Below are 24,377 nucleotides of genomic sequence, written 5' to 3' on the forward strand. Positions count from 1 at the left end.
TCCGCCTAAAACGGATTTACGGCAAAAACTGCTGCTGAGTGACGGGGCATTTCACTGGCAGGATGGTGTTAAACCCGCTTGCCTAATTGATCTGCAACTAAAATTGCCCCATACACCGCATCGGCGTCTACTTTAAACGGCATATTGTGTATGGTTTCACCTGCAGCACAAGCTGCTTTGGCGACGGCCATCAGTGCTTCTTTGCTGACATCGCCTGCGCCCAGATCAGCGAGGCAGGTGGGCAGGCCCACGCTGTGGCAGAAAGCTAGTACTTGATTGATTTCTTCTAAGGGGGCGTTTTCTAAAGCCAATTGCACCAGCGTGCCGAAAGCGACTTTTTCGCCGTGAAATAAATGATGGCATTCGCTGAGTAAAGTCAGGCCATTATGCACGGCGTGGGCAGCCGCTAATCCGCCACTTTCAAAACCAATGCCACTTAAGTAAGTATTGGCTTCAATGATATTTTCTACTGCCTGCGTAACTACTTGGCTTTCGACCGCTAATTTGGCTTTCAGGCCATCTTTCAGCAACGTTTTATAGCAAAGCTCGGCTAGCGCCAGCGCCGACAGGGTAGGGATGCCGCCAGACATGGCTGGATTGCCAGAGCACCCATTGGCGCGGGCTTCAAAATAGGTGGCCAGTGCATCCCCCATCCCTGCCACAATCAGGCGGGCCGGGGCCCGGGCAACGATTTGGCTGTCGATCAGCACTACATCAGGATTTTTGGGCAGCATTAAATAAGATTCAAATTGCCCTGCCTCGGTGTAAATCACCGATAAGGCGCTGGTGGGCGCATCGGTAGAGGCAATGGTTGGCGCAATCACAACTGGCACTTGATGGTAATAAGCCACGGCTTTCGCGGTATCCAGTGTTTTGCCACCGCCCACGCCAATCACCACTTTAATCTGCTTTGCTTTACAGATGGCGACAAGGCGATCAATTTCTGTACGGCAACATTCGCCTTCAAAGGTTTCCATATAAAACGCGGCGTGCGCATCGCTAAAACTCTTGCTGATGATAGGGGTGACGATGCTCTTTACCATGCCACCACTCATAATCAGCGCTGTATCGCCCAGTTGCAGGCTGTATTTAGCCAAAGAAGCCAGTACGCCTTTGCCCTGGATGTATTTGCCTGGGCTTGAAATGATCTTTTCCATGCGGTGCTCCTTGTTTCATATTCTTGTATGGCCGTGCCAATGCGGGATAAGTTCATTATTTAAGGGGATAGTCCGAAGCGATTGGCTGGGGTTTGATTTGGATCAAATGCATGGCCAGCGCATCTTTACGAAGAGAGGGCGCATCCATGGAGGCTTTTTTGAGGCGTTTGTCATTTTTATCTTTACCGGCGATATATTTACGCCCAATATAGAACGATCGTTCTATATTGGTATTGCCCATGTCGGATTTTTATACTACTCAGGGGGCCCGCTTGCCAGCAGCAGGCTGCGTGCCTGTTTACCTGCCTTATAGCAGTACCCCGATTGCTGCTGGTTTTCCCAGCCCTGCAGAGGGATATTTAGAAGAGTATCTCAGCCTTGATCAGCACCTTATTCAGGATAAGGAATCAACCGTTTTGCTGCGCTGCAAGGGGGATTCGATGATTGATGCGCATATTTGTGCAGGAGACTGGCTGATTGTGGACCGGGGCCGCCAGGCGGTATCTGGCGATATTGTTGTTGCCGCTCTAGATGGTGAATTCACTTTGAAGAGGCTGATTTTGCGCGGGCAGCAGGTAATCTTGCAGCCGGAAAATCCGGCATATCAGCCCATTTTTGTGCGGCCAGAGCAGGAGCTTTCGCTGTTTGGCGTGCTCACAGGTCTTGCGAGGCGTGTGTAATGCAGCGGCAAATTGCGCTTGTGGATTGCAATAATTTTTATGCGTCTTGCGAGCGGGTATTTCGGCCCGCTTTAAATCAACGGCCCATCGTCGTGCTGTCAAATAACGATGGCTGCGTGGTGGCCCGCAGCAATGAAAGCAAGGCGCTGGGTATTCCTATGGGCGTGCCTTTGTTTCAGATCAGGGATTTAATTGCACAGCATGGCGTCGTGGTACTTTCCAGTAATTACGCTTTATATGGCGATTTAAGCCGCCGGGTGATGTCTATCCTTGGGCGTTACTCTCCCTTGCAAGAAATCTATTCTATCGATGAAAGCTTTCTGGATTTAACGGGTTTCAGCAGGGTGACGGCGTATTGTCATACGCTAAAAAATGATATTAAGCAGCGCACGGGCATTCCTGTTTGTGTAGGGCTTGCACCTAGTAAAACACTGGCAAAGCTGTGCAATATGCTGGCTAAAAAAATGCAGCCATGGGCTAAAAATGGGGTGTTTAATTTCTATGAAACTGAGCCTCAGGCTTGGGATGCCATTTTGCAAAAGTTGCCTGTGGGAGAGGTGTGGGGGATAGGGTGCCGGCTTGCCCGCAAATTAGAATTTGATGGCATCTCTACGGTTTATGATTTAAAAAAAGCGTCGCCTGCATTGCTGCGTCGCCGTCATGGCATTTTAGTGGGGCAAACCATTGCAGAGCTTAATGGCGAAGCCTGCTTAGAGCTGGAAGATCTTCCGGCGGCAAGGCAGCATATTCTGGTCAGCCGTTCATTTGGCCGTAAAACCTGTTTATTCAGCGAGGTGCAGGCCGCACTGGCACTGCATATTTCTTCTGCGGCCACTAAGCTTAGGCAACAGCAGTCTCTTGCCAGCCAGCTTACTTTATTTGTACGCAGCCAGCCTTCTGATTACAGCCATCCCCCCGTGCACCGCTCTGTTGTATTGCCTTTAAGTGCGCCGACAGATGACACCCTGCTCTTGCAAAAAGCAGCACTGGCAGGTTTAAAAACACTATTTACGGAGGGCGCTTTGTATCAAAAAGCAGGCGTTATGCTGGCGGGCGTAGTGGGGGAATCAGAGCAACAGCTGGATTTGTTTGCCGATAGTCCTCCCCCTCAGCGGGCAAAGCTGATGGCGGCTCTGGATTTAATCAATCAACATTTTGGCAGGCATACCCTGCGCAGTGCAGCAGAGCTGATGAGCCACGCCAGCAACATGAATCAGCAGTGGCGGTCACCGCGTTATACCACTTGCTGGAATGAGTTATTGGAAGTTTAAAAGAGATGAAAGTCGTTGATGTCGCACGCCATTCGTACAATTTCCTTACATTTTGGTAATGTTAGGGGTAGGCTAAAAGAAGTCCCTGTGGTTTTAAAAACTGCAATGGGCGGCTTGAAACAACTCTTTTTTCATGGCCTCTGTGGGTGATTTTGCTTTGAATAATCATTTGTCTTTAAAAGTGGCTACTTACAATATTCACAAGGGGCTGTCGCTGTTTAACCAGCGGCTGGTTGTGCATGATGTTCGTGAGGCCTTGCAGGCTTTGTCGCCAGATTTGATTTTTTTACAGGAAGTACAAGGCGCGCACAGCCAGCGAATACAGCGTTTTTCTAACTGGCCAGTTGCCCCGCAGCATGAATATCTGGCGGGCGATTTACATGTGGCTTATGGCTTAAATGCCCGTTATAAGCTGGGGCACCATGGTAATGCACTGTTATCCCGGTTCCCTATTTTGCGCTGGCATAATCATGATTTAACCCTGCACCGTTTTGAGCAGCGTGGCGTCTTACACTGCGAGCTGGATGTGCCGGGCTGGCATCAGCCACTGCATGCGCTTTGTGTGCACCTCAATTTGCGGGCAATGGACAGGCGTAAACAAGTCAAAATGCTGATCGAACGGGTACTCAGTGATGTGCCTGAACATGCGCCTCTGGTGCTGGCTGGCGATTTTAATGATTGGCGCGGCGAGGCCACCCTGCATTTTGCCCGCGAGCTGGGTTTGATCGAGGCCTTTAATGCTTTGCACGGTACTTCTGCTAAAAGCTTTCCTGCCCGCTTACCTATCCTGTCTCTGGATCGGGTGTATTTACGGGGGTTTACGGTGCAAGTGGCCAATGTGCTGGGCGGAGTGCCCTGGTCTGATTTGTCGGATCATGCGCCACTCTATACCGTCTTACACCGTAATGAGGGTGGGCTTGGGACGGCGGGTGTTGAACTGTAAGTGATCAGCCGGGTCTGAGTCGTTGCGGTGTTATTTTATGCTTGTCCTTGTGGCTTTTGAACGGCGTGAAAAAGTGCGGTCAAATCTAGGATAAAAATCAAACTACGGACAGCGGAGCATCTTGTCTTGCTTCAGGGGCGTACTGACAAGATGATTCAGTGCGGTCTTGTTGTGCTGGGCCTTGGGCTTGGCCATGGCGTGCACCGTAGCGCTGAATAATGTGAAACAGGCAGATGAGGCTGACTTATGTATGTGGCTGGAAATCGCTTTAAATTACTTTTTAACGGGCAGGATTATTTTCCTGCGCTGATCGATGCGATTAATCTGGCACAACAAGAAGTTTTTTAGAAAGCTATTTATTCGAGGCCGATGAAGTAGGGACGGCGGTGATGGAGGCTTTAATCGCGGCTGCTTTGCGCGGTGTGCGGGTTAACGTACAGATTGATGGCTTTGGAGCCGGGCATTTGCCTTTGTTCTGGCAGAAGAAGCTGGCCGCATCAGGCGTGAGGGTTTTGTTTTTCAGGCCAGAAGTAAAAATACTCTCGCTCGACAGGCAGCGTTTACGCCGCCTGCACCGAAAGCTGGCTGTTATTGATGGCAATGTAGCGTTTATAGGCGGGATTAATATTCTGTCTGATTTTGAGCCTGGGCAGCCAGAGCTGGCACCGCGCTATGATTATGCGGTGCGTATGGTGGGCCCGCTGGTGGCTCAGGTGCATGAATCGGTGGATCATCTGTGGCGGCATACCGCATGGGTGCAGCTTAAGCAGAACTGGGCAAAAAAAAGCGCACTTAGGCCGTCTGTGATGACGCTGGGGCGTGCTCGCGGCTCGTTTCTGTACAGGGATAATCTACGTCACCGGCGTGATATAGAGCGCGAATATTTGCGTGCTATTTTGCATGCTAAAAGCGAAATCATCTTGGCCAATGCATATTTCCTGCCCGGATATCGCTTACGTCATGCACTGATTCATGCGGCTAAGCGCGGTGTGAATGTGGTATTGCTGGTGCAGGGAAGGGTGGATCACGCTTTACTGCACTATGCCAGCCGGGGGTTTTATCAGCAGTTTTTAAGTGCGGGCATCGAAATCTACGAATACCAAAAAGGCTTTATGCATGCCAAAGTGGCGGCGATTGATGGTGTTTGGGCGACGGTTGGCTCAAGCAATATTGATCCTTTCAGCCTGCTTCTGGCTCGCGAAGCCAATGTTTTTGTACGTGAGAAGCAGTTCGCCGGCGAGCTGCGTGCCGATCTGATGCGTGCATTGCAAGAGGACGCAGTACAAATTAAAAAAAGCGATGTTGAACGGGATCGCTGGGTTTACCGGGTTTTACCCTGGCTTTGCCATGCCGTGGTGCGCCTGATGATGGGGGTGAGCGGCTATGGCGGACGCCGTTATCTGGAATAGCCCCGATGCTTACTCTGGCAGTGCCTGAAAGTCTTTTGCGGTGCTATTGATTTTTTGATGCAGCACGCGCTGTATTCCGCCCTTATTCATATCACTGACTGAAAAATACAATTTGCTGCGCCCGCGCACCTGAATCGGAGTCGTCTGGCTGTGAACAGAGACGCCTGCAAAATCCAGATTGCCAGAATCAACAGACAGCGCAGGCTGGCCCTCTATGCGGCTGTTGGTGGCAGTAATCTGAGAGCGGTTGATGATCACCGCCGCGTCTGGATTGCTGATCTGCACATTATCCAGCCACACACTGGAATCGTTGATGAGCAAAGAGCGGGCGCTGAGATGATATAAGTACACCTGTTTGCAGCCGTTCAGCTCAATGCGGTCATAAGCACCAGTTAATCGCTGATTATTATTTTTATTGCAAAGATGATTCCGGCTGCTGCTGGTTACAGGTGCGGTGGTTTTTTCCGGAATAGGAATCGTGAGCGCACTATTTAGCCGCTCGGCAAATTCATCAGGGCGCTCGGCCATAGGTACATGAGCGGTGTTCTCAAACAGGTTTAGACGGGCATTGGGCATGCGGCCCGCAAGCAAATAAGCGGTTCTGAGCGGGGCAACAGGATCGTTTTTTCCCCAGAAAATATCGGTTGGGGTTTGGGTATGGCTGATGGCCTCAGTAAAGTCTTCATCCAGCAGGGAAAGCGCTGCATTAAAAGTGTGCATATTTTTAAAAAGATGCTCCCTGACCGGGGAGTGATGTAGCAGGCTGCTTGGATCGGGCAGTACGTCGTCTGCTGTTTCAATCAGGCTGGAGCGTAAGCGGTTCACTTTGCGGGTGGCAAAATTAATGAGCATATTGGGTAAATTGCTTTCTGCCCGCTCAAAATTAAGTTTGCTTAAATAATCTAAATAAACCGTTTTTTGCAAAATACCTGCAGCATCAATCAGTACCAGATGGTGGACTTTTTCCGGGTGATTGTAGGTATAGCGTAAGCTGATTGCTGCGCCTAAAGAATGGCCAATTAAAATGACGCGCTGATCCGCAGTGTATTGCTGAATTAAAGCATCAATCAGCTGGCCATAATGGGCAGGTGAAAGCCGTTCCACATTATTGCCCGATAAGCCAAATCCTGGCAGATCAAAAGCCACCACATGATAGTTACGGGCGAGCCTAGGGATTTGAGTTAGCCAGTCCCGGCTGGCCTGGTTTCCAAGGCCATGCACCAGCACAATGCTTGGGTGTTGCGGGTTTCCAGCTTGTATGACAAAAACTTTGCTGTTAAAAAATGGCGCGTCCTGCAAATGGTAGCGCCATTCAGGCGGATAAGCTGCCGGTGCCGGAATATCAAGCGGCTTACCAGAAAGAAAGGTTGTTTCTGCATACAAAGGGTTGCTGATCAATAAAGTCAGTACAAGGCAGGCCGCGAATTTCAGCATGGATTCAGATAAGTGTTTATAGCTTGATGTTGAAGCGGAAAATTGCGGTGACTGAGGCCTGCCACCGCAATTTTATTTGGAATTTTTATTTGAAAGTATTGAGGTCTGCTGATTCAGTTTCTGCAAACTCTGGTTTTAACAAAGCCACATCCCGTACATTTTTTTGCACGGCAACCGATGCAAACAGGCTTAGCAAGTACGACATTGCATAAAAGCCTTTCTCGCTGGAGGTAAGCGTTGCATTCCATAAACCTGCAGCAAGCAATAATAAGGCGGCACCAATAGAAACCCAGCAAAGCCCGAAATAAAGCCCGGTGACCGGGATATCTTCTAGTCGGTCACGTACCGACTTTTGTAATGAAATAGCGGCAAACAAGCCGTATAACAGCAGGGTAAAGTAATAGCCTTTTTCATTGAGTGCCATAGTGGCATTCCAGAGACCGATTGAATACGTCAGCGTTCCAATAAAGAGGGCGAGCCAAGATGCACCAATAAAGGCACCTGATGGGCCACTGTGTTTTGCTTTCATATTTGTCCTTTGCTTACTTTTAAATGATCAAGCCATGCTGAATGCTGAGCATTCGGATAAAGCGGGATTGGGGTTTTTATCTATGGATTTAAAAATATAAATACGCAGATCAGATTGCTAAATTGATTGCTGTCAGAAAAAGTCAGTTGAAGATTAAATTAATCGCTGAGCAATAGCAAGTAAAATGGAATTAAAAAGCTGAGCGGAGGCGATCCCGGGTAAGAATCGCGTGATTAATGATTTATCGGTGCGATCCGGCTCAAGTCAGGGTGAGATAAAAATTAAGCTTTTTAATCCATGAATCATGGATCGTGTTTTTACAGATTATAATGGGATTATAAAGAAACAGATTGATCAGATGGGCTGCTGTAATGGCAATGCTGCATTGCCATACGCGTATTAACTAATAAAATGTTTAATTCTGAAATTTGATCTGCTTTACATTGCCCTTGGGTGTTTTCAATATCAGCAAGCTGCGCAGCAATCGATTCAGCACCAATTTGTAATGCAATCCCTTTGCCTGTATGAGCAATGAGGCGGTTATGCTGAAAATTATTTTCTGTTAGCTCATGCAATAGCTCTTCAATACGGATCAGGCCTTTTTGACAGAGAGATGAAAAACGCTCCGCACTGAAATCAAGCAGTGAGCGGGCTGCCGGATTAAATAAGGGTAAGGGGTGTGAAATGGGGCCAGCGGGCTGGGCCTGTTCATTTAAATGGTGGTAAACCCTGAAAATTGAATTCACTAAATCGCGGGCCTGGAATGGTTTGCTAAGCCATGCTTTTAATCCAACCCGCTGCATATCTTCTTCACTGGGGGGTAAACCTGCGCTCACCATTAAAGTGGGTAAGAAAAATCCATTGTCCCGCATTAAAGCCATGGTTTGTAAACCATCAGGCTCCGGCATATTTCTATCTATAATCAGGGCATTAATCAGGGGGTTTCTGTGCAATAAATCGAGAGCAATCGAGCCGCTTTCTGCTTCAATAATATGCGCCCCAGCATCACACAGAATATAACGCATTAATTCACGATTGATCGCCTGGTCTTCTACTAGCAGGATATGCAGGTGCGATAAATCGGCTTTGTTAAATTCCGGCATTGCTGGTGTGTTTTTTCCTTGCCTGACCTGTATGGTGACGGTGAATTCACTGCCTGTACCACGGCTGCTGATAAAGGATAAATCACCGCCCATATGGCGGGCGTATTCCTTGCTTAAAACCAATCCTAAGCCTGTGCCCCCTTTTTTCAAACCACTTTGGGTTTGAACAAAAGGCTTAAAAATAAGATCTGATTCGCTCTTGTCAATGCCCATTCCCTGATCTTTAACCACCGCTTTTAAATGGAAAGGCCCGTCGTTTATTTGCTCAATAGAAATAAACACACTGACTTTTCCTGAGTCAGAAAACTTAATGGCATTACTGAGCAGGTTCAGCATGATCTGCCGCCATTTACCGCCGTCAAAGTACAAGCACTCCGGAATAGGATCAGTGGTTTCGATTGAGAGTGTCAGCCCTTTTTTTTGTGCTAATGGTTGAAATATGGCTTCAATTTCAATGATTAAAGCGCGCAGGTTCAGATTTTCTTCGTTGTAGGAGATATGGCCTGCCTCGATTTTACTCATATCCAAAACATTGCCCAACAGGCTTTGTAAATGGCGGCTGGAATGAATAGTGTGATCCAGGTATTTGCTTTCTAATTCGGGCAATATATCTGCATTTTTGATTAGCTCGGTGTAGCCCAGAATGGTCGTGAGAGGGGTACGCATTTCATGGCTGATGCTGGCTAAAAACAAACTTTTTGCCTCGCTGGCCGCCAGTGCTTTTTGTTCTGCATTTTTTAATTGGGCAAGGTTTTTTTCATTGCGCCAGATGGTTCTTAAAGCGAGCAGGGCAAAACCAAGCATCAGGCAAAACAGCAGGGTATTCAGTAAGACCCTGGATTGAATCATGGATGAAAATTTTTCTTTGTTTTTTCTAATAATTCATTATTTCTTTCATCTAAAGCGTTTACTACTATTCTTAAATGCGGAGCTACTTTAGTCATTGAAGATTGCAGTACATTAATGTTTATTTTTTCTTCTTTATTAAATATGTTCTTATATTTTTCAACCCATCTTAGCAAAGGAGGGAGATTTTCCTGAAATAGTCTATTGTTTTCAGATAGGCTTGCGTATGTGCCATTATGGTATTTTTCGATGCGCTCAGAAAAAACATGAAATTGTAATTTTATATTTTGCAGATTGGAGGTGTCCGGGCTTGTTTCATAATCCTGAATCGCTTTTTCAACAAAGCTGTATTCTTTATTGGCGGACCGGACTTCTTTTAATATTTTGCGCTGCGCAGGGGAGTTAAATTCTGTAATTAATAATTGTGCCTGATGCTCAAAATTCAGGATAAGCAAAAAAACAGCAAATAAAATAATGGCAATACAGGCACAAGATGTACGAAATTTAAGGTTATTCAATGTCATGCCCCGTCATACTGACAAGCCTCCATCGTAAATGCTTTTCTTAATGCTGACAGCATTGCTGTAGGAAAGACAAAAATCTGTTGCATACGTGTTGTATTTGAATAAGGTTTATTGCTGTTTCTCGTAAGTATCACGTTTGTCAGGCGGTAGCTCAACATGTCCATGCCTAGCTTTATCACTTCTTTGTCAGGCGCTATTGCTTTTCTCTCCTAAACGCCTGTGTCTTAGACTTATCTTGTATATAACTTACACGAGTTACTTGATTTTTGTTAAGAATTAGATGGATGAAGAGGACTAGAATTTTGGCATACGGTTGAAACAGATTGTTTCAGGAGTAATCCATATTCAGACAATACCAATAATGATGTGCATAAAGAGATTGAAAGATTAAGCTGGCCGGCAATGCTTTTAAGAAAATAATGATGAGCGTTAGGTAAGAAAAAGTGCAAAGCCGGGTTTCCTGATGGACAGGAGGTGCCTCGTGTTTTCAGAAAAGTTTGAACTGCTTGTTTCGCTGGTTGTGATTGTGGTTTGGATGGTGATTACCTGCCATCTATTTTTCCCTCTTGCCTTACCTGCGTCCGCTACAGCTGCGGTACAGCTGATATCTGGGTCGGGCTTTTAAGCTCGTTTACCCTTCATTAAAAAAGCCAGCATCCGCTGGCTTTTTAGTTTTAAATCGCCGGAGCACGGTTTAGGCAAGTTTGGTAGCGTCCATCGACTCGCTTGGCAAACCATTCTGTGGTGAGCTTTCTGGTGATTTTAGGGCTGTGCAAATCAATTTGCGGCATGACTTCCCGGCTTGGATTGCCCGCTAAGTTAAATACCCGCTGGTAAAGTGTGGTTTGACCAAATCCTGTGACTTTTTCTAATAAAAGATCACGACGAATTTCTTCATTACTTAGGTTTAATCGCTTGCCCAGCTTCTGCAGGGCTTTTTCTGTGCCACTGCTCTGGATCATGGGGTAGCCTCTTTCATAGCGCAGTAAATCACCATCCAGATCCATTTCTTCTCCGGACAGCTTATTCACGGCGGCCTGAAAAGCCGCATTGCGGCTGGCATAGCGCCCTGCATTAAAGTCGGCAAAGCGATAAATCATTTTGCTGTAAGGCGCTGGGTACTGCAGCAAAATGGCGGTGCCAAAATACACGCCACCCTTGCGAGTAAATACTTCGTTTCTGACGCTGCTGCGGCGGGCATAGGGGTAGGGCCATGCGCGCACATGGCCTTCGGCGAATTCCACGCTGACTTGCATAGGGCCACCCGTGCGGATGGGGTTGCTCATATTAAAAGGCAGGCTTAGCCGCTTGGCGTCATTCGCCAGATCTTCAAATACGGCATTCATTTGCGCTTCGGTCTGCAGCTTATCGATGCGCTCTTTGTAGCTGCGTCCATCGGGCGAGCTTTTAAGCAGGGCGGTTTGTACCGCGATCAGAGGGATATGATATTTGCCCGCTTTTTCTTCGACTTGCTTCCAGACAATCTTGCCTAATCCTGGTACTGGCGGATCACCCTGCCAGCTGGATTCCTGCTCAATGACCGCCATCACCGCACAAAAATACTCTGGTGTATAAGGAATTTTCAGCGTGGTAAAGGCATCGACTAAATCATTTTTCCAGCCATTACGTTCGCTGATTTTAGCAGGGAGCAATTTGCCAACCAGCGTTTGGGCTTCAAGCGTGCTGATTGATTTAACTGCCGCAACGGGAGGTGCGACGATCACAGGAGGTGCCTGCACGGGCGCAGGGGTGGGGATTGGCGTTGCTGCGGGCGGTGCGACCGGCTCGCTGACCGGTGCGGGGGTCATGACGGGCGCAGGTGGAATCGGTGCGCTGGCACAGGCTGCAAGCAGGGTGCAAAGCAAGATAGGGGTGAGTTTACGGGGCAGCACGGCTGGGGCCAATTCATGCAAAAGGGCGAGCTTAGGACAAAAGCCCTTCGCCCGCCAATATATTTAGCTTTCCGGGTAAAATTTTTTGCTGATGCGATCGCAGTAAGCGATCAGATTGGGCTTGCTGAGCGCGTATTCGTGTGTGGCAGAATCAAAAAGCGGGCAAAGTGCGCTGCGCATAAAGGCATAAACCGTTGCATCGGCGGCGCACAGCGTGTCGCCCATTAAATAGGTTTTATCGGCTAGGAAATCAGCCAGCGCATCCAGGTCTTTTTTTGCCAGCTGAATAATATCGGCTTCTTTATGCAGTGCAATGCCCTGAATGCGTAGCTTGGTATTCATTTTTCGCCGCACTTTCCAGATGACAAAGCCACGGATCAAGGCCGGAATGCGTTTGAAAATATTCCTAGGTCCCTTATTAAAGTTGGCATCAATGGCCCAGCGGTCTCTGAGCGAAATATAGTAAAGATGCTCTTCCAGCATTTTTTCAAATGCCCATGCAATGCCGCGTTCGGCGGGGCTAAGTGCAGCATCAAAGTTAATCTGGTGGCTTTGTTCTAGGTGAAAACGAATCAGCGTGGAATCATCAATGACCCCGTCTTCTGTTTGCAGATAGGGCATCTTTCCTTTGGGGGCTTTGGCGTAGCCCCCCGTCTGGCAACGGTAATCGCAGCCCGCCATTTTGAGTAGCAGCTCCGTTTTTGTTACAAAGGGGCTCATATCGGGCAAGCCAAAAGCCGGGCCAAAGGTGTAAAGAGTCATCATCACGTCAGCACCAATCAAAAGATGGGAAAGCTATTTTGCCAGTGTTCTGATGACAATTGTCAATTTCACTCTGTTTGCAGTTTTCCCTTGCTGATCAGTGCTAGGAGCTTTTCCTGCAGCTGATCCGGCTCACGTTTGCCATCATGAAACATAATCACCGGGCTGAAGATGGGGGCTTCGCCGATGGAGAGCTGGGCAACATTATCTGGGCTGATGGTGTAGCGGCCCAGTGTTTGTGCCAGAGGCCAATCCAGATCGGGGAAAACCACGTAGGCGAGTTCAGAGCACACAATGCGCTCGTGTGTCATTACATCAAAATTAAAATCATATTCTTTGCCCAGTTGCTGTACGGCCGTGAGTGCGGCATTGCGTTGGTATTCTTTATTGGTGTGGCGCTGATCGCGCAACACAAGCAGATCATCAATATTCATAAAGTGATCAAGGGTACTCAGGGTCACGCCTGAACGCAGCGCTTCAACAATTCGCTTGCCTTGGCGTACCTGCTCCTGCCACTGGTTTGGAATGCTTTCCCAAGCGCCGACTTCTTTTAGCTCGGCCTCGCTGCCCAGCCACAGCGCCATATGGCCGTAATGGCCGGGAATCATTTTATCGGTCAGGCGGAAAGGGGTTTTCTCCAGCAGGATATCGAGCGGTTTCATTTCAGCTTCAAGCTGAGATAAGGCATCTTTATCCAAGCTGCGCAGCTTGCCACTGCGGGTTTGTACCAGCCCCACCATCTGGCCAAAGCCAAGGCTTAAGCCAAAGCTGAGCGTATTCAAAGCCACTTTCTTTTGCTGGTTAAAGTCTTCCAGCATAAAGCCGGTCATTTGCAGCGGGTTGATCCATGCGGTTTTGCGCTGATTAACATACCAGATGGTGCTTTGACTGAGCGTATACAGATATTGCTCGGTGGCATTGGGAGTAACGCCGTTTTCGCGCTGGATTTTAAAATACTGGTCGACTAAATCACTGGCAAGGCGTAATTGGGCATGCACATCGCCAGAGCGGTATTGATGGATCAGCTGATCAATCTGCACGGTGTTTCTGACATCGTAATTGAGTAAATAGCGGATTTCAGAGTTCTGCGCATAGGGCTCAATGGCAATTTGGTAGCTGTCCATCAAGACCAGCGCGGCAGCCAGCCCGCGTTCGATATCCAGCAGCGTGTTTTTACCCACGTCATCATAGGGATTGAGCGAGGGAGCCCATCTGCGTGCGGTATTGCACAGCTCGGGCAGGCCTGCGGTACTTGGCCTCTGAATATTCAGACGGATTGGCGAGGTGAGTGAAAAGCAAGGCGCTACGCGCTCTACCTCGGGCATTAAAAGTGCACGCGCAGCCAGATAGCGTTGAATGATGCTGCGTAATTGCTCGCTTTGCTGGCGGTTTAATTTAGGGGTGTCGCTGCTGCTGATAATCTGGTGCAGCTCGGCAAAGCGATAGGCCTCAGAGCGAATACTGATCAGCTCGCTGATATGGCTTTGAAAATCCTGCAGGCTGCTGGCTGCTTGTGCGGGCAGGTTAAGTAAAAGGGAGGCCAGCAGGGGGGGCAACCAGCGGGTGGCGCGTTTGATCAAAGATTCAGGCAGGGAAGTGCGCGGTTTCATATTTTCTCGATCGCAAAATAAACAGACAGGCAAGGCTGGCAAACAGGTGCTTCAGTGTATGGCCGGAAATAATGTGGTGCAGCGCATTAAATAAGGCCAAGTCTTGCAGCTCGGTGATTTTGGCTAAAATATAGCAAAGGCTTGCAAAAAACATGAGCCAAAAAGCGCGGTGCCTGCCGCTGATTTGCCATTGCCACAGAGGCAGCAGGATCAAGGGTAAGGCTTGCAGTAATAAATAGGGGCGCAAATCCTGCGTGAATACCCAGTAGCCCACAGAACCCGCCGCCCAGAAGGCCAGCGGCACTGCAAACCACTGGCTTTTCAGCTGGCCGTGTAATTGGCTGGCAAGGGCCGCTAAAAAGCCTGCGCAAGCCAGTGCAATGGGCAGGCGATCCCAAATTAGCCGTGTGTCATCTGGGGCAAGGTGATACCAGACTGAGCCCAGTGCGGTAAGAATGAGGCTAAAAAATCCTAAAAACCAGCCTGCGCGGCTGATCCCCCTTTGAGTTCCGCTGAGTTTTAAGCCCCATATCCCAATGATGGCAAAGCCCAGATTAGACAGCACATCTGATAAATTAGGCACGCCAAAGCCAGCGCGCTGATCCGCAAAATCATGGTAATGCGCATGCTGGGCAATGGGGCCATGCCAGAGCATCAGCAGTGCCAGCGTGGCAATGATCCATAAAGCGGGCTTGAAACGGCTTAGAGCGGTATGAGTTTGGTGGGTCATTGAAGGTCTTTGTGCTTAAGAACGAGGGCATTTGATTTGAGGGAGCCATTGATAGCTGTTTTTTATTTTTTCTAGAGTAACAAGGGTCGTTTTCAGTAGTGGATTGTTAATGGTGCAACTATGAAGAGCCTGAAGTTTATTGGCATTATTCCAATGAGGCTTATTGTATTCAGCGGTAATGGAGTGATTGTCTTCAACGACTGATAATCCTTGCCAAAGCACTTTCCCCTCTGCATTAAAGATTTTCCATTCTTCACCATCAAAGCCACTGGGCTGCTGACTGGAAAAATACAGAGATAAATCAGGTGTAACACGCACGCTCTTGCCTGCAGCAAGGATTTTCCCTGTGCGCTCATTCAGTAGTTCACCAGAGAACATGCCCTCATCCTCTGCCAGGATCAGGTGCTGCCCTGTTTGTGGATTGAAAGTACAGTAATGCCATGCCCGACCAGAAAGTGGCTCATCAAAAGGGGGTTTGTCTTTAAATAAATGTTTTCCAGCCTGCCAGTTAACTTGCAGGGTGTGCGGTTTAATTCTTTTTGCTCCGCTTGGGGCTTGTGCTAAGACGTGTGGGTTTTGATAATCATCCTGATCGCAAGAGATTTCAATGTCTTTGGCCATGATCGGGCCGGATAAAATACACATTAAAATCGCTGTTAACTTGAGCTGATGTTTCATTTCTTCCAGTCCAATTTAAAATGAGGGTGCTTAGCCTTAAGTGGTTTTTATCCAGCCCTGCCTGCATGTGCCGTGATAAGGCGCTGGTTTTTTATTGGGCTTGTTCTGCAGATATCAGGCTATGGATAAACAAAGCTGCCCACTAGCGTTAAATCCCCCGTTTTACGCATGGGGACGTTAAATAGCTGTTGTTTCTCGTGCAGGGTATTTTCGTTATTGATGATAGAAAGCTGGGCAATGGTCATGGCGGGTTTTGCATCGTAGCCGCCGTAGTAATTTACATAGACCAGATAGCGCCCCTTGGGCGGGCTGGGATTGGCGTAGATTTCTGGTCCGTAGCCGGAGGTGACGTCCACATCCAGTGCGCCGCCGTTTTTGCTGACACGATTGCCATAATAAGTGTGCTCACCATCCGGGCTGATGACGTGTAAATCCAGATCGGTATTATTGGTATTCCACGACAGCACCACGCGCAATTTGGTTTGCGGGCGGTCTTTATTGCTGTCAAAAAATTGTGTAGCAGCGCGCTCCTTACCATCCGGGCTTTGAATTTCTACGCTATTAGCACCACGACCAAAAGAATAGGGGCGGGAGAAGCTGCCATCCGCATCAACGCGTAGCGGCATAGGCACACCGTTGACGATCAACCGGTAAGGCGGATTATCTTCCCCCTTAGGGAGTACCTTTGGCGTTTTGCCAATATGCCCGCGAATCAGGGCCATCTTGCCCTGGTTTTCAGGCGTATTCACCAGCGTGGCCGGATACTGCACGTTTTGTGTGTAGCGCTCAGGCTTGCCTGTTGTATTACGCCAGCCGCCAGCGGGGGCATCGATTTGCAAACCTGCGGCAGTGGCAAAGGGGCTCAAAAGGCAGAGAAACAGGGCTAAAGGCTTCATGGTATTGGTCCGGATAGTGCGCGTTAGTACGGAAATTAAGGCCTGTCTTGAGTGATTAGGCTTCAAAACCCAAATCTTGAACCACAGAGAACACTGAGATGCACGGAGAAAAGCAACCACATCAAAACTGTCATCCCCGAGATAGCGAGGCAAGACCTTGGTTTTCTCTGTGTGCTCCTTTTTCTCTGAAGTTCAAGATTTGGGTTTGTTGGCCCAATCACGGCACCCCCACCAGGCGTCTTGCCAAGGCTTCGATAAACACTTCGTCGTGGCCGCGCGGATGGTGGCTGAAGGCCAGATGAAGGTATTCATGGGCGAGGGTGATTTCATCGTCTTCGCTGGCCAGCCCCCTGATATAAATGCGCTTGAGCCGGTGATCTGCAAAGGGTAGGCCACTTTTTAACTGGCAAACGGTATAGCGTGCTGGCGGTGCATAGCCGGTTTCCATCGCAAGTTTGCTATGCCAACCACGAGCAAACTGCCCGAGGCGTTGCTGGATTTCAGGCAAGGGTTGGCAGGGGGGGCTGGCTGTGGCGTAGTGGCTGCTGAAGAGCAGGATGAGCAGGATGAGCAGGAAAATCCCCCTCAATCCCCCTTTTTCAAAGGGGGTGGCGTGGTGCTTATTGTCGCCGTTTTGCTCAAGGTAAACATCTCCCCAGCGTGCTGCACAGCTTGCTTTCCCCCTTTGAAAAAGGGGGGCTAGGGGGGATTTCGGGCGGCTAGCGTATCTCCACAACACGGACAGCTCCTTCTTCTAGCGCGGCTTCGTCTGGCTGATACATCCTGAAGTAGCGTGCTGCGGGCAGGGTAAAGCGGCCTGCTTGGGTGAAGCGAATAATCTGCCGCTGCACAACTTTGCCATCTAGGACTGCCACAGGCTGGGCGTAGCCTAAGGCACGCTGCTGCATGGGCTGGACGGCAAGGGTGTTTTGCTCATTGCCTTCTAAATCTTCGTATTTATCTTGCCCTGGCAGATTGTCGATATTTAAACCCCAGTGCTGCTCTTCAACCATCGCGCCCGGTGGCAGAGCCGCTTCAATCAGGCCGTAGCGATAGGTTTTTTTCGATTGCAGCACAATTTCATCAATATACAGTTTGTCGGTGGCCAGCTTGCTGGTCCAAGGCACAGGCTTGGCGGTAAAGCCTGCCTCTCCTTTGGGCTCTAATACATAGAGCTGCCGCGTAATGCTGACTGGCAGGGCGTTTACTGCTTTGCTGGCGCTGTCGTATTTCAGCGTGGCATTGAGTAAAGCGGGTGCTTTAGCAACTTGAATCGCCAATGTTTCTGCAGTTTTGCCGCTTAAACGCCATTCAATACCGCCGCTGCTGCCCGTATTTCTGCGCCAGCTGCCCTGTGGTGTAAGGGCACTGGCCTTGGCCGTTTTCCACTCGTCTTGCAACCAGAGCAGGGCGAGGGAGCGTTCCAGCGTCGGTGTGTTCTGGCTGAGCGTGGCCAGCAGCTGTGCGGTGTCGGCTGAGTCGCCACTGCTCCATGCTGCCAGTGCCTGCAGCCATGGCTCCTTGGATTTTTTAAGGCTAAGTGTGGCAGCCTTGGCCGATGCTTTGATGGCGTCCGGCAGCGCAAGCTTGTGCTGGCTGGCGAGCTTGCTAAGCAAGACCAGCGCGGCCTGCTGGCCCTGTGCCGAATCGGGCGCGTTCATGATATTGGCCTTGGCATTGTTCTGCGATGGGCTGATTTTTGCCAGCTGATCGACAAGGCCAGAGAGCTGGGTGCGAATCGCCTCGCCCGTATCGGCCGCCATCCATAGTGTGAGTGCCTGATGCAGCGGCGGCATGGATTTTACTTGATTAGCATACAGTGCTTGAAAAGATTTGCTGTTGGCCAGCCTTGGGCTTAGGCCCAGCGCACGGCTGGCTTGTGCCTCGGCAAGGCGGGCGTAGCTGGTCAGCATCGGGTCGCCTGCCGTGCTATCGCCCCACCAGCTGAAGACCGCGCCGCTGCCGCTCATTTTTAGTAAGCGTAAGCGTGCGTTTTCGATACGCTGGCGCAAGGCAGCGCGCATCGGTGCGGGTGCATCGCTGAGCTTTTGGTAAGCAAGGCTTAAGGGCAGCAGGCGGCTGGCGGTTTGCTCTACGCAGCCATAGGGGTAGTCGATTAAATCATCGATCACGCTGCGAAACGCTGCGTCGCCACTCTCTAAAAGCTGCAAGCGCACCGCCTGTGCATCAGCAGGCAGGCTGATATCGGCCTTACCCTCTTTAAGCTGAATGCTTTGGCTGATCGTGTGCATTTCTTGCGCAGCTTGCAGGCTAAGATCGGTAATCAAGCGGTCGATCAACTTGCCACCCTGTTTTAATTCAATAATCAATTGGCCGTTTTGCAGCGGGCCAACCTCTAGTGGAATATAGCTGGTGCCCTTAGTGAGGTTGAGCGTTTGCTCTTTTTGCACGCTATTCCCCGCCCGCGTTACCAATTGATATTGGGCTTTGTCGGTTTGTTGGGTTACGGCAATTTGCAAGCTGGGCGTGTCGCCCTCGCGGAAGGTTTTAGCTGCGGCCCATTGCACATAGGCGGCTTTATTTGAGTTGATATAGTGGGTTTTTTGCCCGACCACGCCATCATTATCGATCGCACGCGCAGTAATGCGCCAGCGGCTAAGTGCGTCGGGCATGCGGAACTGGATTTTAAGTTTGCCATTGGCATCGGTCTTCAGCGCGCCGTTCCAGTAGGCGGTATCCATATTATCGCGCCGCGGGCGAACCAGCATTTTTTGCGAGCGCGAGCTGTAGCGCATTTCATCGTCCGCTCCTGAGCGGGGCGACCATGCCATATCGTAGCCATAGAAATTTAAGCTGGCGCTGGTGCGCACCGCATTACGGCGGGCGTGGTAGAAAAAGTCATAAATATCAGGCGTGATTTCAGGCTGCAGCAGATAAATCATTTCATCGACCACACCCAAGCTAAGCTGAGCTGAAGCGCCTTTACCCGCCACGCTGCTGCTGAGCTCTAGTGTCACCATATCGCCGGGTTGGTATTCTTTTTTATCGCTCTTAATGGCGATGTCGATTTTGGGCTGAATCACCGCTAGGCCACGGTTTTGGAAAGTATGGCTGCCGTGTTTGATATACAGCACCGAGAAAGTCATATTCGGGCGATAGTCTTTGACGATAGGAAGGCTGATTTTCCACTGGCGGGCGTTGATTTTATTCAGCTTAAGCCAATTGCCACCTTGAGCCAGCGTGGCTTTTTCTTGTACGTTTTCCAGCTCTAAGGTAAGCAGGGCGTCGTTTACATCTTCAGGAAAACTCAATACGCCCTCAGCGGTTTCACCTACCGCATAGCTTTCGCGATCAAATAGCAGTGAAATCGAGCCTGGCGCTACATTCAGCCCCTTGCCGCTCACAATAAAGCTGCTTTGCCCAAGCAATTTACCCGCAGCATCCAGCAAATTAATCTGGTAATTACCGGCCTGCTTAAACTGAATATCAAACTGCTGGACATTGCCCGCGAGTGTACCGCTTTGTGTGCTGCGATCTTCCAGCCGCTGGGCGCTCCAGCTGGCGGGTTTGTTTTGCCCAGGCCAATCGCTGATCAGCTTAAAGCGGGCGGTTTCATTGGGGGCTGAAAACTGCTTGTCCGGCACAATGCGGTAGCGGCTGGCGGCACTGTCGATCAGCATTTCACGGCTGGCGGTAACAGGGTAAGCGCCAGATTGGCTGCCGATCACGCGCAATACATAGCGGCTAGGGTCGGCGGCAGCAGGCAGGCTAAAGCGGGCATTGCCGCTGGCATCGAGCTTAAGCGTGTCTTGTTTTACCTTAAGAGGAAACAAGCCTTGGTACTGGACTTCGGCATTCACCATAGATACACGCTGGCTTCGCAGTACAAGCTCTACGCTGGCTCCCGCTACAGGTCGGCCATCGGGGTAGCGCATGCTGACTTTGCCGCTGACTTCTTCGCCGGTTTTAAGCGCTGCCTTATCCAGATCAATGCTGATGTCGTAATGCGGCTTGGTGTATTCAGAGACGCGAAACGGCGCGGCATAGGGGGTGTTTTGATAAACAAGTCGCAAATCATAACCCCCTGCCACGGCATTATCGGGCAGGGTAAAGTGGGCAATTGCGCCATCGCTATTGATTTTGATTTCCTGACGCGATAATTCGGTGCCAGCAGGATCACGCAGCATCAGTTGCACGGTTTCAGATTTAAGGCGGCTGCTTTCGCGGGCGCTTTCAAATTGCCGGCCAACCAGAGACACATTGACTTCATCGCCAGGCCGGTAGAGCGGGCGGTCGGTCACAATATACAGCTTGCTGTTGTTTACCTCGGCCGGATAGTAGAAGCTCTCCGAAATCATTGCGCCGCCCTTGCTGTCTACGCCGTAAACATAGCTTTGCTCAGGTGCTGTTTTTTTAAAGATGGTAATGCCTTCTTTATCCGTGTCGCCAGATTTTAAAGTGCCGTTGCCATCGCTCCAAACCAGCTCGCTGTCGGCTACGGCTGCGCCGCTTTGCTTGTGCGCCGTCCATGCCAGCATTTGCTCGCTAGATACCTTGGTAATCAGCGCGGTATCAGAGACAAACAGCAGGGTGGCTGCGCGGTAGCTGCCCAGATAGCCTTCAACAATATACAAGCCAGGGGATAGCTTACCCAAAGGCACGCGTACATTGCCTGGGGTGACGCCACGCTCGCTACTGCTGCCTTCTAATCGCCCTGCTTTATTGGCGGCCTCTGGTTTGGCCAGATGCAGCGGGTAGCGAAATTCATTCACCAGCTCAAAGCCTTTAAGCGGCTGATACTGGCGCACTGCGGTATAGCGGGTGGTGGTGGGCGGTGGGGTTTTGAGTGCGGGTGCAGCTTGGGTGACGGCACCACGGGCAGGGGCAGAAAACACCCTTTGCCACGCTTTACGTGAGCGGGCATACCATTGGTCCCACAGATAGCGCAAGGCATTGGCCGCGCCTTCGCCCTGATAGTTACCCTTCAAATCGAGCTTATGCGGGTCTTTTTGCTGCTTCAGAAAATCCAGCGGCTTAGGTACACGGTAAACCAGAATATCAACGCCGCCATAGCTTTGCGCATCGTAAGTGGAGGCTTCCAGCCGCACCGTGGCCTCGTCAGTACTGGCAAAGCCAGAATCAGACAATAAATAAAAAGTACTGCCGCGCACAGCGTAATCGGCAGCAAAGCTGGGGCTGCTAAATAGACTGAAAATTAAGAAGCAGAGGGCAAGAAAGCCAGGCGATAGATGCCGATAAAATTGGGATTGTCGTTGCGTGGCTGCCATCGCGTGTCTTTCCATTGCATTAATTGATCGATTCTTACGGCTCTTAAACCCGAGTCTTTTGGGTGAGACGTACCGGTGTGGTAGGCAATATAACGACCAGTCCAGACCATCACATGCTGATCGTCGCCCTGGTCAAAAAAAAGTAAATCACCCGCCTCTGCCTGATTAATATCTTTACCAATTAGGCGGGCATTGTTTTGCACCAGCCCAAAAGCCGGTACATAGGCGGCGCGTTTGCCGTCTGATTGCTTCCAGTTATGCCGCAAGGCCTCTCGGCTGGCCGGGCTTAAATCTACTTCTGGCGGCAAGCCCATTCGGCTAATGCCATTACTTTGCAGCCATGCCGCATCGTGTTTTTGCAAGGCTTCTGCCACCGCAAAACGCACCAATCCCGCGCAATCTCGATGCTGCCAGCGCGGGTTCGGCCCTTGCCTAAGTTGCTCGTTCACAATCCGTACAAACCAGCCCCGAAAAGCCTGTGTTTGAGCGGGGTTGAGGATCGGTTCTGCGGCAAGGCTGGCGGTGCTGAGCAAGATAAGGCCGGTGCAGAGATATTTACTTAAAAACACAGAAGGTCGGTTTCCTTGTGTTGGGGGTGATCTGTAGGGCGGGTGCAACCCGCCGTTGTTTTGGAGCTAAACAAATTCAAAAAGATCAGTGCCTTCGGCACGGTGTTTAGGTGCGGGATCCCCGCGAAGTCTTTAATTTCTGCTTCGCCAAGAAAGTAAGCAAAGAAGGCGACCCCACGAAACACGAAGGCCCCTACGCTGCGGACAATCGAGTCGGCGGCGGGCGGGATTGGCTCGTTCCTCGCTCCCTTGCCGAAACCCCGCCCCGCTTGTTCCTCGCTCCGGCGTGTTTCAAGGGGAGATTTAAGCCCCGTGCCACAAGCCGCGATCTAAATACCGGTCGCTGGGTTTTGAAATACTAAATACCTACTCTCAAGCTCTGTTTTCTCCGTGAAACTCCGCGTTCTCCGTGCACTCCGCGGTTCAATGTGTGGGTTTGTCATTACTTCGGACTTTTCCACTCCAGCCGTTCCCAGTGCTGATCTTTGCGCTGATCTGCGCTGGGGCTGAGTTGTAGGCCAGTGTTGGAGAACTCGCCGATCGCGGTGATATGCGGGATCAGGTAGGTGACGGCGGCGTTTTGTAGTAAGGGCTGTGCCTTGCCCGGCAGGGTGGCCATGGTGGCGGTCGTCAGCAGTTTGGATAATGCTTCCGGGGCGATATAGCCTTGTTTCGGGCCTTCCATTCTGTCTGCCAGTGCGGCGTAGCGCTTTTGTTGTACGGTCATGGCGGTGCTGACGAGTTTGCTGTCTGGCGAGAACACGATGGACGATCCGTTTTGCGCCATGCTGACGTCAAAATAGCGGCCCAGCGTGAGCTTGCTGACATCAGGCGCTGCGTCTTTGGCGTCTTTGCTCAGGTTGCCATCGTCGGCACTGACTGCGCGTTGCAGGAGTAGGGTGTCGTCTTTTTTACTTTTTCTGACCGGTAGGCGTGATGCTTCTTCGTCGCGTAAGCCCGCTTCACTTGCACCAATCAGCCAGTCAAATAGTTTTGGGGCCTGCTTGGCAAATTGCTTGGGCTCGCGGGTTTGCGCTAGCAGTAGCGGGGTGTAGATGGATGAATCCGGGTACCAGCACACGCCTGCGGCAGGCTCAAGCTGCGCCAGCCATTCGGCGGGGATGTTGGCTTTTTTGCTGACGGGTTTGAGTGTTTTCCAATCCACAGGGGCAGACAGGCAAAGTGCCGCGCCATCGGGGGCGGATTGCCAAAGCGCCATGCCGTCCCATTTGGTTTGCTGATTAAGCAGCACATGGCTAAACCAGCCGTTTTCTTTGCTGACATCCAAACGCAGCGCTTTTACATTAGCAAAAAGGCTTTGATAGCCAAATGAAAGATATTTCATATTGGCCACTACTGCATGGCCACTGCTGGCGGCTTGCACGCCGTAATGCTGGAGTAAAGGGTTGGTGGAGTCGTCAGTGAGACCGCCGAGTATTTTAGTCCAAGCCACAGCCTGCTTGCCTTCTAGCCAGCTTTTATCGGACAGCACCACCAGTTTATTGTTCTGGCTAAAAAACCAGATGGCATCGTCATGGCCATATTGCAATTTATATAGCGGCACTTTGGCGATGCTGCCATCGACGCTGAGCTGGCTGTCGCTTAATGAAGCCTTAGCCACCCATTGCAGCAGGCTGGCGAAATTATTTTTTGTGATCCGCAGCACCCAATGCCCTGGCCGGCCATCGTCGCTTTTCCACATCGCCATTTCGGCGGGTTCCGCCAGCAGTGCATTCATAAAACGGTCTTGCAGATTAAGCTCGTGCTCAAAAGCAATCCGCCTCAGCGAGCCTTCAAGGCCGAGTTTGTCCGGATGATGCTCGTAATAATCCACCGCATCTTCGGTAAGCACCTTTTTAAACAGCGGCACTTGCATCAGTGTGGCGGGTAAAGAAGCAAGGTTTGGTGTGGCCACAACCAAGTCTGGTGGGGTAAGCCCAGCAGCCAGTGCAAGGATGGGGGTGTCCAGTTTGGGTGGGATTTCTTTGCTGGGTTTGAAAACCCAGACTGCCGCTGCAGCAGAGATGCTCCCAAGCGCCAGGAGCCATTTGATGTGGATTTTTTTCATGATGGGTATGAGTAAGGTCCGATGTGC

Annotated in this window: 19 protein-coding genes and 1 pseudogene; 4 read left to right on the forward strand and 16 right to left on the reverse strand. The window is 50.3% G+C overall.

What is annotated here, in order from left to right:
• Nucleotides 1-68 precede the first annotated feature (68 nt).
• Both DYD62_RS10330 and DYD62_RS10335 read right to left on the reverse strand, forming a co-directional pair.
• Nucleotides 69-1,157, reverse strand: coding sequence for a glycerol dehydrogenase (locus DYD62_RS10330; RefSeq protein ID WP_115227261.1), 1,089 nt, complete (start codon nt 1,155-1,157; stop codon nt 69-71).
• A gap of 55 nt (nt 1,158-1,212) precedes the next feature.
• The gene (locus DYD62_RS10335) at nt 1,213-1,398 is read right to left on the reverse strand and encodes a hypothetical protein (RefSeq protein WP_115227262.1); all 186 of its coding nucleotides are present in this window, start codon (nt 1,396-1,398) and stop codon (nt 1,213-1,215) included.
• On the opposite strand from DYD62_RS10335, the gene DYD62_RS10340 reads away from it, so the two are divergent.
• The 4 genes and pseudogenes from DYD62_RS10340 to clsB form a co-directional block, all read left to right on the forward strand.
• Nucleotides 1,397-1,837 carry a LexA family protein gene (locus DYD62_RS10340; protein WP_115227263.1) on the forward strand — a complete coding sequence of 147 codons (441 nt, stop codon included), beginning with the start codon at nt 1,397-1,399 and terminating at the stop codon, nt 1,835-1,837. The two genes, DYD62_RS10335 and DYD62_RS10340, sit on opposite strands and share 2 nt — an antisense overlap.
• Nucleotides 1,837-3,108 (forward strand): Y-family DNA polymerase, encoded by a 1,272-nt coding sequence (locus tag DYD62_RS10345; RefSeq protein ID WP_115227264.1) that lies wholly within the window; start codon nt 1,837-1,839, stop codon nt 3,106-3,108. Before DYD62_RS10340 ends, DYD62_RS10345 begins: the two co-directional genes overlap by 1 nt.
• Nucleotides 3,109-3,241: 133 nt before the next feature.
• Nucleotides 3,242-4,051, forward strand: a complete 810-nt coding sequence (locus DYD62_RS10350) for an endonuclease/exonuclease/phosphatase family protein (protein ID WP_115227265.1) — start codon at nt 3,242-3,244, stop codon at nt 4,049-4,051.
• 365 nt (nt 4,052-4,416) lie between these two features.
• Nucleotides 4,417-5,460: pseudogene (clsB, locus tag DYD62_RS10355) on the forward strand (cardiolipin synthase ClsB); the annotation flags it as partial.
• 9 nt (nt 5,461-5,469) lie between these two features.
• Here clsB and DYD62_RS10360 read toward each other — a convergent pair.
• From DYD62_RS10360 to DYD62_RS10425, 14 genes are all read right to left on the reverse strand, one after another.
• A complete protein-coding gene (locus DYD62_RS10360) occupies nt 5,470-6,894 on the reverse strand; it encodes an alpha/beta fold hydrolase (protein WP_115227266.1) in 1,425 nt (474 codons plus the stop codon).
• An 85-nt stretch (nt 6,895-6,979) separates the two neighbouring features.
• Nucleotides 6,980-7,423 (reverse strand): inner membrane protein YiaA, encoded by a 444-nt coding sequence (gene yiaA, locus DYD62_RS10365; protein WP_099397744.1) that lies wholly within the window; start codon nt 7,421-7,423, stop codon nt 6,980-6,982.
• A gap of 335 nt (nt 7,424-7,758) precedes the next feature.
• Nucleotides 7,759-9,375: an ATP-binding protein gene (locus tag DYD62_RS10370; protein ID WP_115227267.1), complete on the reverse strand. Its 1,617-nt coding sequence runs from the start codon at nt 9,373-9,375 to the stop codon at nt 7,759-7,761.
• Entirely contained in the window at nt 9,372-9,896 is a 525-nt protein-coding gene (locus DYD62_RS10375; RefSeq protein WP_115227268.1) for a hypothetical protein, read from the reverse strand. Before DYD62_RS10375 ends, DYD62_RS10370 begins: the two co-directional genes overlap by 4 nt.
• Before the next feature lie 674 nt (nt 9,897-10,570).
• Nucleotides 10,571-11,788: a DUF1615 domain-containing protein gene (locus DYD62_RS10380; protein ID WP_233702903.1), complete on the reverse strand. Its 1,218-nt coding sequence runs from the start codon at nt 11,786-11,788 to the stop codon at nt 10,571-10,573.
• A gap of 63 nt (nt 11,789-11,851) precedes the next feature.
• Nucleotides 11,852-12,553, reverse strand: a complete 702-nt coding sequence (locus DYD62_RS10385) for a glutathione S-transferase family protein (RefSeq protein WP_115228268.1) — start codon at nt 12,551-12,553, stop codon at nt 11,852-11,854.
• A gap of 65 nt (nt 12,554-12,618) precedes the next feature.
• Entirely contained in the window at nt 12,619-14,160 is a 1,542-nt protein-coding gene (locus DYD62_RS10390; protein ID WP_115227269.1) for a YiiX/YebB-like N1pC/P60 family cysteine hydrolase, read from the reverse strand.
• Complete coding sequence (locus DYD62_RS10395) at nt 14,135-14,890, reverse strand: hypothetical protein (RefSeq protein ID WP_115227270.1); 756 nt, start codon at nt 14,888-14,890, stop codon at nt 14,135-14,137. The genes DYD62_RS10390 and DYD62_RS10395 overlap by 26 nt, the downstream gene beginning before the upstream one ends.
• A 15-nt stretch (nt 14,891-14,905) precedes the next feature.
• A complete protein-coding gene (locus DYD62_RS10400) occupies nt 14,906-15,568 on the reverse strand; it encodes a hypothetical protein (RefSeq protein ID WP_115227271.1) in 663 nt (220 codons plus the stop codon).
• A 119-nt stretch (nt 15,569-15,687) separates the two neighbouring features.
• Nucleotides 15,688-16,464: a YfaP family protein gene (locus tag DYD62_RS10405; protein ID WP_115227272.1), complete on the reverse strand. Its 777-nt coding sequence runs from the start codon at nt 16,462-16,464 to the stop codon at nt 15,688-15,690.
• Nucleotides 16,465-16,681: 217 nt separating this feature from the next.
• A complete protein-coding gene (locus tag DYD62_RS10410; protein WP_207916369.1) occupies nt 16,682-17,203 on the reverse strand; it encodes a DUF2300 domain-containing protein in 522 nt (173 codons plus the stop codon).
• On the reverse strand, nt 17,184-21,713 hold the full coding sequence (locus DYD62_RS10415; RefSeq protein WP_165928623.1) for an alpha-2-macroglobulin family protein: 4,530 nt from the start codon (nt 21,711-21,713) through the stop codon (nt 17,184-17,186). Before DYD62_RS10415 ends, DYD62_RS10410 begins: the two co-directional genes overlap by 20 nt.
• Nucleotides 21,641-22,282: a DUF1175 family protein gene (locus DYD62_RS10420; RefSeq protein ID WP_207916371.1), complete on the reverse strand. Its 642-nt coding sequence runs from the start codon at nt 22,280-22,282 to the stop codon at nt 21,641-21,643. The genes DYD62_RS10415 and DYD62_RS10420 overlap by 73 nt, the downstream gene beginning before the upstream one ends.
• 442 nt (nt 22,283-22,724) lie before the next feature.
• Complete coding sequence (locus DYD62_RS10425; protein WP_115227276.1) at nt 22,725-24,350, reverse strand: DUF2138 domain-containing protein; 1,626 nt, start codon at nt 24,348-24,350, stop codon at nt 22,725-22,727.
• Nucleotides 24,351-24,377 lie beyond the last annotated feature (27 nt).

Source organism: Iodobacter fluviatilis, from assembly GCF_900451195.1.
In the GTDB taxonomy this organism is placed as follows: domain Bacteria; phylum Pseudomonadota; class Gammaproteobacteria; order Burkholderiales; family Chitinibacteraceae; genus Iodobacter; species Iodobacter fluviatilis.